13 protein-coding genes are annotated in these 13,731 nt (G+C 43.0%); 12 read left to right on the top strand and 1 reads right to left on the bottom strand.

The window, feature by feature from the left end; all coding sequences use genetic code 11:
• The first annotated feature begins 469 nt into the window (after positions 1-469).
• From ACH3Z1_RS15600 to ACH3Z1_RS15655, 12 genes are all read left to right on the top strand, one after another.
• Positions 470-1,339: a prephenate dehydratase gene (locus ACH3Z1_RS15600; RefSeq protein WP_490822936.1), complete on the top strand. Its 870-nt coding sequence runs from the start codon at positions 470-472 to the stop codon at positions 1,337-1,339.
• Positions 1,340-1,342: 3 nt separating this feature from the next.
• The gene (locus ACH3Z1_RS15605) at positions 1,343-2,509 is read left to right on the top strand and encodes a pyridoxal phosphate-dependent aminotransferase (protein ID WP_490822937.1); all 1,167 of its coding nucleotides are present in this window, start codon (positions 1,343-1,345) and stop codon (positions 2,507-2,509) included.
• Positions 2,506-3,345 carry a prephenate dehydrogenase gene (locus tag ACH3Z1_RS15610; protein ID WP_490822938.1) on the top strand — a complete coding sequence of 280 codons (840 nt, stop codon included), beginning with the start codon at positions 2,506-2,508 and terminating at the stop codon, positions 3,343-3,345. Before ACH3Z1_RS15605 ends, ACH3Z1_RS15610 begins: the two co-directional genes overlap by 4 nt.
• Before the next feature lie 141 nt (positions 3,346-3,486).
• Positions 3,487-5,178 carry a DEAD/DEAH box helicase gene (locus ACH3Z1_RS15615; protein WP_490822939.1) on the top strand — a complete coding sequence of 564 codons (1,692 nt, stop codon included), beginning with the start codon at positions 3,487-3,489 and terminating at the stop codon, positions 5,176-5,178.
• A 99-nt stretch (positions 5,179-5,277) separates the two neighbouring features.
• A complete protein-coding gene (locus ACH3Z1_RS15620) occupies positions 5,278-6,363 on the top strand; it encodes a chorismate mutase (protein ID WP_490822941.1) in 1,086 nt (361 codons plus the stop codon).
• 16 nt (positions 6,364-6,379) lie between these two features.
• Complete coding sequence (gene aroB, locus ACH3Z1_RS15625) at positions 6,380-7,399, top strand: 3-dehydroquinate synthase (protein WP_490822942.1); 1,020 nt, start codon at positions 6,380-6,382, stop codon at positions 7,397-7,399.
• Between the two features lie 42 nt (positions 7,400-7,441).
• The gene (gene aroA, locus ACH3Z1_RS15630) at positions 7,442-8,728 is read left to right on the top strand and encodes a 3-phosphoshikimate 1-carboxyvinyltransferase (protein WP_490822943.1); all 1,287 of its coding nucleotides are present in this window, start codon (positions 7,442-7,444) and stop codon (positions 8,726-8,728) included.
• Positions 8,729-8,753: 25 nt separating this feature from the next.
• On the top strand, positions 8,754-9,746 hold the full coding sequence (locus ACH3Z1_RS15635) for a chorismate synthase (protein WP_490822944.1): 993 nt from the start codon (positions 8,754-8,756) through the stop codon (positions 9,744-9,746).
• 24 nt (positions 9,747-9,770) lie between these two features.
• Entirely contained in the window at positions 9,771-10,088 is a 318-nt protein-coding gene (locus ACH3Z1_RS15640) for a DUF952 domain-containing protein (RefSeq protein WP_490822945.1), read from the top strand.
• Entirely contained in the window at positions 10,085-10,387 is a 303-nt protein-coding gene (locus ACH3Z1_RS15645; protein WP_490822947.1) for a thiamine-binding protein, read from the top strand. The genes ACH3Z1_RS15640 and ACH3Z1_RS15645 overlap by 4 nt, the downstream gene beginning before the upstream one ends.
• Positions 10,388-10,647: 260 nt before the next feature.
• A complete protein-coding gene (locus ACH3Z1_RS15650; RefSeq protein WP_490822948.1) occupies positions 10,648-11,193 on the top strand; it encodes a septal ring lytic transglycosylase RlpA family protein in 546 nt (181 codons plus the stop codon).
• Between the two features lie 72 nt (positions 11,194-11,265).
• Positions 11,266-12,627 (top strand): OmpA family protein, encoded by a 1,362-nt coding sequence (locus ACH3Z1_RS15655; RefSeq protein ID WP_490822950.1) that lies wholly within the window; start codon positions 11,266-11,268, stop codon positions 12,625-12,627.
• A 72-nt stretch (positions 12,628-12,699) separates the two neighbouring features.
• Here ACH3Z1_RS15655 and murB read toward each other — a convergent pair whose 3' ends face one another.
• Positions 12,700-13,731, bottom strand: a complete 1,032-nt coding sequence (murB, locus tag ACH3Z1_RS15660; protein ID WP_490822951.1) for a UDP-N-acetylmuramate dehydrogenase — start codon at positions 13,729-13,731, stop codon at positions 12,700-12,702.

Below are 13,731 nucleotides of genomic sequence, written 5' to 3' on the forward strand. Positions count from 1 at the left end.
TCCACGGAGGGGCTTTTTTTTCGTCATATCCCGATCGCAGATCGGGAACTTCTCAAAATGACGGACGTTTATTATTTGCGGGATGATCTTTTATTGAAGTGGTTTACATTTCATCAACGATCGTCATCCTGAGGAGGCTTCCGGCCATAGATCGGAACTGCCGACGAAGGAAACTAAGGTTTGTTAGTATAATTTTTTTTAATGGATTGATGGTTGGTATCTCAGACTGTTCTATATTTGATCCAATGAACGCATTTACAAACAATACCCGATTTTATTTTTTCTTTTATTACTTCTTTAATCAAAGAAGCCGGGTTGTATTTGCTAAAGCATAACACTGATAGAAAATACTAAACATACTGTCCCGGCCCAATTGGCCGGGATTTTTTTTGTTGATACGTGGAGGAGAAAAATAAGAAATAAGGAACAAGAAATAAGGAATAAGAAAATGAGTGGGAAAGAAAAAAATATGAAAGGAGTAAAGGAACAGGCAGACAAGGGTATTGCCGGAGGCATTGCCATTCAGGGCTATGAAGGCAGTTTTCACCAGGTAGCGGCAAGATCGTTTTTTGGGAAAGAGGTGGAAGTCATTCCCTGTGCCAATTTCCGCGACCTCATACAAATTGCAGGTGATGCCAAACAATCGGCAGGCGCCATCATGGCCATTGAAAATTCGATTGCAGGAAGCATCCTCCCTAATTATAATCTACTGCAAAAAAGCAGGTTGAAAGTAGTGGGAGAGGTATACCTCTCCATCAGCCAGAACCTGCTGGTTAACCCTGGCGTAAAACTGGAGGATATCAGGGAAGTGCATAGTCACCCTATGGCCATTCTTCAATGTCTTGATTATTTAGAACAACATCCCTGGAAACTGGTGGAAACAGAAGATACGGCACTCAGCGCCAAACTGCTTCACCAGCACAGAAGTAAACATACAGCAGCCATTGCCAGCAAACTGGCAGCAGAATTGTTTAAGCTCGATATTATTGGCCCCGATATTCATACCATGAAAAACAATGTAACGCGTTTCCTGGTACTCAAACGTGCGGCTGATGCAAAAGAAGATGCAAAAGCCAATAAGGCTTCTGTCTATTTTCAAACCAATCATGCCAGAGGAGCTTTGTCGCAGGTGCTTACCAAAATAGCACAGGGCGGTATTAACCTGAGTAAACTGCAAAGCATGCCCATACCCGGCAGTCATTTTAAATATGGCTTTTATGCCGATATGGAATTTGAACAAAGAAAACAATTAGATCAGGTGATGGCATCACTTGCCACACTCACCAACAACGTAAAAATATTTGGTATTTACCAGCGCGGAAAAATTGTAAAAGGATAAGTTATGCAGATCAAAACAGCATCAAGACTGGAAGGTATTGGAGAATACTATTTCTCGCAAAAACTGCGTGAAATAGATACGCTCAATAAGGAAGGAAAAGATATTCTCAACCTGGGTATAGGAAGTCCCGATCTGCCACCACATCCTGATGTCATCCGAGTATTACAGGAAACAGCGGCACAGCCCAATGTACATGCCTACCAGAGTTATAAAGGATCGCCTGTATTAAGAAAGGCGGTGAGTAACTGGTACAAACAATGGTATTCGGTTGAACTGGATCCTGATACAGAAATATTACCACTGATTGGCAGCAAAGAAGGTATCATGCATATCTGTATGACTTATCTCGATGCGGGTGATGAGGCATTGATTCCCAATCCGGGTTATCCCACCTACAGCAGTGCCGTAAAACTGGCCGGAGGCACACCTGTAACTTATGATTTATCTGCTGAACATAACTGGCAGCCAAATCTGCAGGCATTGGCTGCAACAGATCTTTCCAAAGTAAAGCTTATGTGGGTGAATTACCCGCATATGCCAACAGGACAATTACCATCCGTTACATTTTTTTCGGCGCTGATTGCATTCGCCAGAGAGCATAACATACTTATCTGTCACGATAACCCATACAGCTTTATTCTCAACGAAACACCGATGAGTTTATTAAGTGTACCGGGTGCAAAAGAAGTGGTGCTCGAATTGAATTCGCTGAGTAAAAGTTCGAACATGGCCGGGTGGAGAGTAGGTATGCTGGCTGCATCAAAAGAACGTATTGATGAAGTATTGCGTTTCAAAAGTAATATGGACAGTGGTATGTTCTTGCCCGTACAACTGGCCGCTGCCAAAGCATTGGAACTGGGGAAAGATTGGTACGATAGTGTAAACGCTGTATATGCTCGGCGCAGAGAAAAAGTATTTGAATTACTGACTTTATTACAATGCAGTTTCTCAAAGCAGCAGGTAGGCATGTTTGTATGGGCTACAATTCCGGACAGTTATGCGGATGGATTTGCACTGAGCGATGAAGTATTATATGGTGCATCTGTATTTATTACACCCGGCGGCATTTTTGGTGATGCTGGAAAAAGATATATCAGGGTGAGTCTTTGTGGTAGTGTAGAGAAATTTGAAGAAGCGATTCATCGAATCAAAACAAGATTAACAAAATGAGAATTACAATCATAGGAACCGGATTAATTGGTGGCTCATTATCGCTGACTTTGCGTGCGAAGGGGGTAGTGTCTCATGTAACAGGTGTAGAACAAAATGAGGCCCATGCAAAACGAGCACTGGAACTGGGTTTGGTAGATGAGATTACATCACTTGAAAAAGCGGTACAGCAATCGGATATCGTAGTACTCGCTATACCTATTGATGCAGCAGAAGCCATGTTACCTGTTATTCTCGATTTGACCGACAAACAGGTGATCATGGATGTGGGTTCCACCAAAAAAACCATCTGTGCATCTGTAGCCAGCCATCCAAAGCGTGGAAGATTTGTGGCCACGCACCCTATGTGGGGTACAGAATACAGTGGTCCGGAAGCTGCTGTTAAAACTGCTTTTGCCGACAAAGCCACCGTCATCTGCTCAAAAGAAGAAAGCGACGATGATGCGGTAGAACTGGTAGAACACATATATAAAACCCTGGGCATGCACCTGCTGTATATGCGGGCCGATGATCATGATGTACATGTGGCTTATGTGAGTCATATTTCGCATATTACCTCCTTTGCATTGGCCAATACGGTACTGGAGAAGGAAAGAGAGGAAGATGCCATTTTTGAGCTGGCCAGTGGTGGTTTTGAGAGCACTGTTAGGCTGGCCAAGAGTAACCCAGCTATGTGGGTGCCCATTTTCATGCAAAACAGGGATAATGTGCTTGATGTACTCAATGAACACATTGCCCAGCTTCGCAAGTTCAAAGCCTGTCTGGAGAAAGAGAATTACGAATACCTGCAGGAACTGATTGAACATGCGAACGGGATTAAGCGGATATTGAAATAGGGGGGTGAATGGTCAATGGTGAATGGTCAATGTTTTAGCGGGCCATTCATCATTCAGTATTCATGATTCACGGGCTTCACCCGCCCCAAATAAAACCCGCAAAGCCCCTGATAATGGGTAACTTTGCAAAAATTTTTATACATGACGACATTTGACGCGTTAGGAATTGATGCGAGACTGGTACAGGCAACCGATGAGTTGGGGTATGTGAACCCAACACAAATTCAGGAACAGGCAATACCCATTCTGTTGAGTGGTACAAAAGACTTTATTGGTCTGGCCCAAACTGGAACAGGGAAAACGGCTGCTTTTGGTTTACCACTCTTACATGTGATCGACGCAAAAGCAAAACATCCACAAGCATTGGTGGTATGTCCAACCCGTGAACTCTGTTTACAGATTGTAAAAGAGATAGAACTGTTTAAAAAATATATGACCGGCATTTCGGTAGTAGCAGTTTATGGAGGGGCATCTATCGGATTACAGATCCGTGACCTGAAAAGAGGTACCCAGATTGTAGTGGCTACACCCGGACGTTTAATTGACCTGATCGAAAGAAAGGCCATTAACCTGGAAGAAATTAAATATGTGGTACTTGATGAAGCAGATGAAATGCTGAACATGGGTTTCCAGGATGATATTGAATTCATCCTGAAGAACACACCACAGCGTGAGAGCACCTGGTTATTCAGTGCTACCATGCCACCTGAGATCAGGAAAGTGAGTAAACGTTACATGAAAGAACCTGCTGAAATAACAGTGGGTAAAGTGAACACGGCGAATAAAAGCATCGATCACCAGTATTATGTAACCAGTTCACAACACAGGTATGAAACCCTGAAAAGGATCATCGATTTCAATCCAGGTATCTATGGTATCATTTTTACCCGGACCAAAATTGATGCACAGGAAATTTCAGAGCGTCTTACACGTGAAGGATACGATATCGATGCGTTACATGGCGACCTTACACAGGGCCAGCGCGATAAGGTAATGGGGCAGTTCAGAGATAAGAGTCTGCAACTACTCATCGCCACTGATGTGGCTGCACGTGGTATCGATGTGCAGGGTATTACCCATGTCATCAACTACGAATTACCTGATGACGTGGAAGTGTACACACACAGAAGCGGCAGAACAGGAAGAGCAGGTAATGTAGGTATCTGTATCTCTATTGTACACAGTAAAGAAATGTACAAGTTTAAACAGATTGAAAGAATCAATAACTCGAAGTTTCATAAGCTCGATATCCCCAGTGGTAAAGACGTATGCCGCAAACAGTTTTTCCATTTCATGGATAAATTATTGTCGGCCGATATCAGTCATGGCGATTATGAAACCTATGTACCCATGCTGGCAGAGAAATTTGCTGACGTAAGTAAGGAAGATGTGTTGAAACGTGTGGCAGCGATGGAATTCGACCGTTTCCTCAAATATTATGAACATGCCGAGGACCTCAATTTCCGCGACAGAAACAGAAGAGAATCCAATGATTCACCAGACCAGGGACGTCGCAGAGATGCAGGTAAAGGTGATAACAGAAAAGATTACAAACGTGGTGGTGGATACAGTCGCCTGTTTGTAAACCTCGGTACCAAAGATGGTTTTTATAAAGCCAGCTTCCTTCAGTTTATATTAGACATGAGTGATCTGAAAAAAGATGTGTTGGGTAAAATCGACATGAAGGATATGAACAGCTGGGTTGAAATAGAAAAAGGCGCTGCCAACCAGATGATCCGTGCATTGGATGGAAAGAATTACAAGGGAAGAAGAATAAGAATGAACGATGCAGACAGTGGTGGAGGCAGGAAACCGAGGAAAGGAGAAGAGTAAAGGGAATGTCTGATGTAGGATGTCGGATGTCTGATTTTTTATTTATATCCGACATCTGACATCAGACATCCTACATCTGAAATCATACATTTTAATTTTATGGAGCAAGCAATCGAACAAAAAACAGGAGTGGAGGCTTTGTTGCAGAAACGTCCACTGATCATCTCAGGCCCGTGCAGTGCAGAGACTGAGGAACAGGTTATTCAAACTGCTACCAGACTGGCAGCAACCGGTAAAGTAGATATACTGCGTGCAGGTATCTGGAAACCACGTACACGTCCGGGAAGTTTTGAAGGCATCGGAACCAAAGGTTTACCCTGGTTGCAACAGGCCCGGAAAGCATCTGGTTTACCCGTAGCGGTGGAAGTAGCCACCGGAAAGCAGGTAGAAGATGCCTTGCATTTTGATGTAGATGTGTTGTGGATCGGTGCCCGTACAACGGTGAACCCATTCAGTGTGCAGGAAGTGGCCGATGCTTTGAAAGGGGTGAAAGTGCCTGTACTGATTAAAAACCCTATTAACCCCGATCTTGAATTGTGGATTGGTGCGGTTGAGCGTGTGGCAAAAGCCGGTATTGAAGATATCGGGTTAATTCACCGCGGTTTTAGCTCCTATGGTAATACCGAATACCGTAATGCACCGATGTGGCACCTGGCCATTGAAATGAAAAGACGTAATCCCGGTATGTTACTGATCAATGATCCTTCACATATCTGTGGCAGAAGAGATATATTAATGGATGTAGCACAAAAAGCGATTGACTTAGACTTTGATGGTCTCATCATTGAAAGTCATATTGATCCGGATAATGCCTGGAGCGATGCCAAACAGCAGGTAACACCTGAGCGCTTGGGGGAAATGATCGGCTCTATCATCTGGCGTAAAGAAGACATCAGCTCGGAAGAACTGCATGCAGCCATGGAAAAAATGCGTCAGCAGATCAACCAGTTGGATGATGAACTGTTGCAATTGCTCGGACAAAGAATGAAAGTGGCCGATAAAATTGGTCAGTACAAGAAAGACAATAATATCACTATCCTGCAAACCAATCGCTGGAATGCTATTCTCGACAGGGCATTTGCAAAAGGGGATAAACTGGGACTGAGCCGTGAGTTCATTACCAAGTATTTTGATGCAGTGCACATGGAAAGTATTAATCACCAGAATAAGATCATGAATTCCTGATTGGAATGAATCGTGTATGAAAAAAAGGAGCTTTCAGTTTTCATCGAAAACAGTACAGTATTATTTTGATGCCTCATTCGATCAGTTGGAAAAGATTGCAGGCAAAGAAAAAGCTGTGCTGGTAACAGATGAACATGTGTTTGCTGCACATAAAAAGAAATTCAAAGGCTGGAATACGATTGTATTAAAACCGGGAGAAGCCTATAAAGTGCAACAAACGGTAGATGTACTGGTTGACCAGTTGATTGAAATGGGTGCCGACAGAAAAACAGTACTGGTAGGTGTAGGAGGTGGTGTTATTACAGATATCACCGGATATGTGGCCGGTATTTATATGCGTGGTATTGATTTCGGTTTTGTTCCCACCAGCTTACTCGCTATGGTAGATGCTTCTATTGGAGGGAAGAATGGAATAGACGTAGGCGTATATAAAAACATGGTGGGTCTTATTCGTCAGCCTTCTTTTCTTTTGTATGACTATAGCCTGCTTTCATCACTTCCTTTGGTAGAATGGCAAAACGGGTTTGCAGAAATCATTAAACATGCCTGTATCAAAGATGCGGTGATGTTTACATCCTTACAGCAACATACGATCAAACAATACCAGAAAGACAAAAAACTGCTCGCGCAGCTGGTGGAGAGAAATGCCATGATCAAAACCAAAGTAGTGTTGCAGGATGAATTTGAAACAGGTGAACGCAAGCTGCTCAACTTTGGTCATACTCTCGGACATGCCATTGAAAACATGTATGAGCTAAGTCATGGTCAGGCCATCAGCATTGGTATGACCTATGCGGCTATCATTTCTCAGCAGCTCAAAGGGTTTAAAGAAGCAGATGCGGTAATGGCTTTGTTAAGTCGTTACGGCTTACCCACGCTGGCGGAGTTTGATAAAAAGAAAGCGTTCAAAGTATTACAGAAGGATAAGAAAAAAGACAATGTAAGTATTCAGTATATACTGCTGGAAAAAACAGGGAAAGGCGTTGTGCAACCCCTGTTATTTGTACAGCTCGAAGAAATTTTTAAACAGTTTTGACGAATCGTTAGCTGCACTTGCAGCCGTTCAGTTTATTATATTATGGAGGTAAGGATACAGCCATCAGCTATCAGTGGAAACATCAGGGCAGCAGCAGGTAAAAGCAGTATGCAAAGAGCCTGTGCGGGTGCTTTATTACGTAAAGGAGAAACGCATATCATTAATCCCGGTAAAAGCAATGATGACCTGGCGGCATTGGATGTGATTCAGAAACTGGGTGCCAGCATAAAGTATGAAGAGAACGGCGACCTGCTGATACAGTCAGGTGGTATCAAACCGGTAGATAAAGAAATTAATTGTGGTGAGAGCGGGTTGGGCATACGCATGTTTACACCCATCGTTGCATTGAGTCCTGAAGCGCTCACCATTAAAGGAACAGGCAGTCTTGTTACAAGGCCCATGGATTTTTTTGATGAGATACTGCCACAACTGGGTGTATCCATTCAATCGAACGGGGGCAAATTGCCTTTACAGATACAGGGTCCTTTACAACCCGCCCATATTGAAGTAGATGGTTCTTTGAGTTCCCAGTTTTTAACGGGCCTCCTCATGGCATTTGCGGCCGCAGGTGCTAATGGGGTGTCGATCAGGGTAAAAGACCTGAAAAGCAAACCCTATATAGACCTCACTTTAAAAGTGATGGAGGATTTTGGCTGGAAAGTATCCCACGAAGATTATGAGATATTTCATTTTCTCGGGAAATCAAAACAAGACAATGGCAGATTAACCTATGCGGTAGAAGGTGACTGGAGTGGAGCAGCATTTCTGCTGGTAGCAGGAGCGGTGGCAGGTGGAATTACGGTTACCGGGCTGGATGTATTTTCTACCCAGGCCGATAAAGCCATTTTACAGGCACTGATGGATTGCGGCTGCAGGTTATCGGTACAGGAAAAACAGATAGAGATAGCGCCTTTGCCTTTAAAGGCGTTTCATTTCAACGCCACAGATTGTCCTGATCTTTTTCCACCCCTGGTAGCACTGGCCTCATATTGTGAAGGCACTACTGTTATTGAAGGGGTGAGCAGGTTATCGCATAAGGAAAGTGACCGCGGACTCACTTTACAGGAGGAGTTTGCTAAATTGGGGATTGAAATAGTGCTGCAAGGCGACCTGATGCTGGTTAAAGGTGGAACAGGTGTGAAAGGAGCAAGGGTTCATTCACGTCACGACCATCGTATTGCCATGGCTTGTGCTGTTGCCGCATTAAGAGCGGAAGGCGAAGTGCTGATTGAAGAGGCTGATGCTATTAATAAATCGTACCCCGATTTTTATAAGCACCTCGAACAATTGGGCGCCAGTCTTTCTATCGCCATCAAACCTAATAGCTAATACCTAACCCCTAAAACCTACGATTTTGAACTCATTCGGACGTTTATTCAGGATCCATATATTCGGAGAGTCGCATGGCGATTGTGTTGGACTGGTGGTTGATGGCTGTCCGGCAGGACTGTCATTAACGGTAGACGAATTCTTACCCGATCTGGAAAGAAGAAAGGGTGGGGTGCAAAAAGGTACCACGCCGAGAAAGGAGGACGATATCCCGATCTTTAAAACCGGCCTGTTTAATGGAAAAACAACCGGAGCACCACTGACCATTCTTTTTGAGAATAAGAATACACGTAGCGGCGATTATGAAAAGCAAAGATCGGTTCCTCGTCCGGGACATGCTGATTTTACTGCGCATGCAAAATATGGCGGTCATGAGGATTTCAGGGGTGGGGGACATTTTAGTGGCAGGCTTACGGTTTGTCTGGTGGCTGCTGGGGTTATTGCGAAGAAACTGTTGCAAAATATTGCTATTCAATCAACTATACTGGAAATTGGAGGTGAGAAAGACCTCGATGCCGGCTTGCAGAAAGCCATTGACCAGAAAGACAGCATTGGTGGAATTGTGGAATGCAGGGCCAGTGGATTGCCTGTTGGTTTGGGCGAGCATTTCTTTGATTCAGTAGAATCGGTACTGGCGCATGCTGTGTTTTCAATACCTGCCATTAAAGGAATTGAGTTTGGGGCAGGTTTTGCAGGTGCAAGGATGTTTGGTACAGCGCATAATGACCCGATTCTGGATGCTTCTGGTAAAACATCAACCAATCATGCCGGAGGTATTGTGGGAGGCATCACGAATGGGAATGAGCTTGTATTGAGGGTGGTGGTAAAACCCACTTCGTCTACTCCCAAGGAGCAGCAAACCTGGAACTGGGATACAAATGAGGTTGAATCTTTCTCTGTAAAGGGCAGACATGACTTATGCATCGCACTTCGTGTTCCCGTAGTGCTTGAAGCGGTTACTGCAATGGTATTGGCAGACTTTATGCTCATGGAGCAAAAAATAAGTAAAGTATTATAAGTATTTAATTTTCAAATAGATAAAATGAATAATCAATCTGATTTTATATATCATATCACTACCCTGGAGCAATGGCAAAAAGCGAGGGAGTCAGGTGCCTACGAGGCCGACAGTCTGGCAACAGAAGGTTTTATTCACTGCAGTACAGAGGACCAGGTAGCTGGTGTGCTGGAGCGTTATTACAAGGGGCAGACCGGGCTTGTTAAGCTGACGATTGAGCGAAGTAAAGTAGAGCGCCCCCTTATTTTTGAACTGGCAGGTTCCATCAATGAAGTTTTTCCCCATATTCATGGCCCATTGAACCTCGATGCAGTTGTTGAGGTAAACCCTGTTTTGTCATGAATCACCCCTATCTTGTCAGTGCAGCCATTCAATTGGTCCCCATCCAGCCGGGAGATCAGCATCCATACCAGTGGATCGATGAAGTAATAGCGATGATCAAGGCAGAAGGCCTGACATGCAGCGTAGGTCCATTCTCTACCAGCTTTGATGCTGATTATAAATCTGTTATGAGCGTTATTGATAAAATAAATCAATACTTGTTATCCCATTCCTGTCCGGAATGGCTATTGAACGTACAGATCCAGGTTCGTTCGGGTGCTGACATGACTTCTGCTGAAAAAATTGATAAACACCAATAAGTAAAAATAGCCTGGCGGTATCTCAATCCAGTGGATCTGCTCTTTACTTCCCTCTCTTCATTTTTACCATTATTTATGATAAATACTTGTTTATCATTATTTTAAATAGGTTACCTAAATTTTTGATACAATGTCAATGATGATTTTGGCATGGTGTTTGGTCAAAGGGGGCATAATACGCTGTGCATATCCTCATTTGTATTTAACCGTATGGATGAGTTATTTTACCTCAGTTTGGGGAACAGCGATAAAGGAAACACATGAAAACAATTGTATACCTGATCGTCTTACTCGTTTTCCTGCTACCCTCCGGGGCCAGGCTGGAACCTATGGGTATGCCTTCACACAGGGATACCATACCGGCGGATACCATACTTTCATTAAAAACTGATAGCACGGCACTTATCGGTGATAGTCTGATCATTATTGGCGATACACTCAGTTCACAGGATACATTTGCCATCAAGGGGAAAGCCATCAGGGGAACAGCGAGTTATTACAGCAAAAAATTTGAAGGACGCAAAACAGCAACAGGTGCCATATTCAGACATTCGAAAATGACTGCTGCCAGTAATCATTTTAAGTTAAATACATTGGTACGTGTAACCAATCTTAGAAATAACAAAAGCATAATAGTGCTAATAAATGACCGCATGCATAACAAAATGAAGAAAAAGGGAAGGGTGGTAGACCTCACTAAACATGCAGCAAAAGAGCTTGATTTTGTTAAAAGCGGACTCACTAAAGTAAGTGTACAACCGATTACACCTTATACTAAAAAACAGATGGGTATAAGTTCGGAATAACTTAAAGTTATCTTAATTTTCGGAAAATCAGTTTCACCCTGTATTTTTGTGACAATAAATAAAAACCTGTTTATGAAGAAACTTCTTTTTTCTTTAATAGCCAGTGGCTTGGTTTTGACCGCTTTCGCACAAAACTCACCAGTGAGCTATAAAAAAAGACCGTCACTTGGGATCAACTTTATTTTAAAAGATATGTACACCTCTGATGCCATCAGCAGGAGTTCTATTTCTTCGGTTATTTCTAACAAACAGTGGACTCCATTCAGCCAATTGGATCCAGGTTTGAGCATGCAGTATTTTAATGGTTTAACGGAGTATGTTGATTTTCAGGCGACCCTTTCAGGTTCTTACGTTAAATATCCTTTTTACAAAAGAAGTGGGGTAGCTCAGACCACCACAGCTAAATTCCTGTTGGAATTAGATGCCGCAGCCAATATCAAATTACTGACTGATAAATACATTGTTGTTCCTTACCTGACTTTCGGTTTGGGTGCTTCCATGTATACCGGTACCTACTTTGCAGCTTATGCACCAGCAGGTATGGGGCTTCAGTTTAACCTGGGTCAGGAAACTTTTCTTCATACACAGTTTGTACACAAATCGGCTATTTCAAACCTGGCTGTTAATCACCTGACATATTCAATCGGTCTTGCTTCTCCGTTGAAAGACAAGAAAGAACCCGTTATTGTTACACCTCCACCAGCACCTGCACCTGTTGAAAAAGATACAGATGGTGATGGTATCCTGGATAGCAAAGACAAATGTCCAACGGTAGCTGGCGTTGCTAAATACGATGGTTGTCCAGTTCCTGACACAGATGGTGATGGTATCAATGATGATAACGACAAATGCCCAACTGTAAAAGGTCTGTCTAAATACGATGGTTGTCCGGTTCCAGATACTGATAAAGATGGTATCAATGATGAAGAAGACAAATGTCCAACCGTTGCAGGTGTGGCTCGTTACCAGGGCTGTCCTGTACCAGACACCGATAAAGATGGTGTAAATGATGAGGAAGATAAATGTCCTACTGTGCCAGGTGTAAGAGAGAACAATGGTTGTCCTGCTGTAAAAGATGAAGTGGTAAAGAAAGTTGCTGCGAGCGCGAAGAATGTATTCTTTGTAACTGGTAGTGCGAAACTCCAGACCAAATCATTCAAAGCACTGGATGAAGTAGTGGCTATTCTGAAAGAAGACGCTGCACTGAAGCTGGATATTGAAGGTCATACCGATAATACCGGAACCGATAAAGTAAATGTTCCATTGAGCAAGAACCGCGCTAAATCTGTACATGATTATATTGTTAGCAAAGGAATTGATGCGTCAAGACTTACATCAGAAGGTTATGGTTCATCTAAACCTGTTGCAGATAATAAAACTGCAGCTGGACGCACAAAGAACAGAAGAGTAGAAATGAAACTGAAATATTATTAATCGATAAGATTCATTCAAAAGAAAACCCCGGGTGATTTCATCCGGGGTTTTCTTTTGAACTGATCAGGAAGATCAAATAACATTTACTTCTCTGTCTAACCTGACGCCGAATTTTTCAAAAACAGATTGCATGATTTCGGTAGAAAGTTTAAAAATATCTGCACCCGTTGCGTTACCATAATTTACCAATACCAGTGCCTGTTGTTCATGACAACCTGCATCGCCCTTACGGTATCCTTTCCAGCCGCATTGCTCTATAAGCCAGCCGGCAGCCAGTTTTACTTTTGTTTCATGAACAGGATAACCCACTATACCAGGAAATGCTTCCTGCAATCTTTTGAAATGACTGGTGGAGATACTGGGATTTTTAAAGAAACTGCCTGCATTGCCCAGTTTTTCCGGGTCCGGTAATTTTGATCTCCTGATGTTGACTACCGCTTGTGCAATAGCAGCTATACTGAGTGCCTGGACACCCATTTTTTCCAGTTCCTGTGTGATGGCCCCGTATGATGTATGAAAAACAGGATTTTTATTGAGTTTATAGGTAACGCTGGTAATAATAAAACGGTTCCGGTATTTCTCTTTGAATACACTTTCCCTATAGCCAAATTCACAGTCTTTCAGATAGAAAGTCTCTTTGTGCTTTTCATTGATATGCCAAGCTTCCAGCGAATGAAATACATCTTTTATTTCCACTCCATATGCACCAATATTTTGCATGGGCGATGCGCCTACACTACCTGGAATAAGACTAAGGTTTTCCAAACCCGCATAACCTAGTTCTATACAGTAGCAGACAAACTGGTGCCAGTTCTCACCAGCCATGGCTTTTACATAATAATGATCGGCATCTTCCTTTACCAGTTCAATACCTTTTAATTCGTTGCGAAGGATGAGTCCGTCAACATCTCTTGTAAATAAAATATTGCTGCCGCCGCCAAGAACATGCATGGGCATATAAGGCAGACCCTGATATTGCTCCAGCAACTCCTGCATCATTTCATGTGTCTGGAAAGCGGCAAAAAATCTTGCACGCACGTCGAACTGGAAGCTGTTATATGCTTTCAACGGATGATCAGGTAAAAAATGCGTTGCATGATACAT

Source organism: Sediminibacterium sp. FW305-C-49 (genome assembly GCF_058231085.1).

Coding starts and splice junctions, on each gene's coding strand:
- ACH3Z1_RS15600 (WP_490822936.1), top strand. CDS start 470: ATGAAAGGAGTAAAGGAACAGGCAGACAAGGGTATTGCCGGAGGCATT.
- ACH3Z1_RS15605 (WP_490822937.1), top strand. CDS start 1,343: ATGCAGATCAAAACAGCATCAAGACTGGAAGGTATTGGAGAATACTAT.
- ACH3Z1_RS15610 (WP_490822938.1), top strand. CDS start 2,506: ATGAGAATTACAATCATAGGAACCGGATTAATTGGTGGCTCATTATCG.
- ACH3Z1_RS15615 (WP_490822939.1), top strand. CDS start 3,487: ATGACGACATTTGACGCGTTAGGAATTGATGCGAGACTGGTACAGGCA.
- ACH3Z1_RS15620 (WP_490822941.1), top strand. CDS start 5,278: ATGGAGCAAGCAATCGAACAAAAAACAGGAGTGGAGGCTTTGTTGCAG.
- aroB (WP_490822942.1), top strand. CDS start 6,380: ATGAAAAAAAGGAGCTTTCAGTTTTCATCGAAAACAGTACAGTATTAT.
- aroA (WP_490822943.1), top strand. CDS start 7,442: ATGGAGGTAAGGATACAGCCATCAGCTATCAGTGGAAACATCAGGGCA.
- ACH3Z1_RS15640 (WP_490822945.1), top strand. CDS start 9,771: ATGAATAATCAATCTGATTTTATATATCATATCACTACCCTGGAGCAA.
- ACH3Z1_RS15645 (WP_490822947.1), top strand. CDS start 10,085: ATGAATCACCCCTATCTTGTCAGTGCAGCCATTCAATTGGTCCCCATC.
- ACH3Z1_RS15650 (WP_490822948.1), top strand. CDS start 10,648: ATGAAAACAATTGTATACCTGATCGTCTTACTCGTTTTCCTGCTACCC.
- ACH3Z1_RS15655 (WP_490822950.1), top strand. CDS start 11,266: ATGAAGAAACTTCTTTTTTCTTTAATAGCCAGTGGCTTGGTTTTGACC.
- murB (WP_490822951.1), bottom strand. CDS start 13,731: ATGTATCATGCAACGCATTTTTTACCTGATCATCCGTTGAAAGCATAT.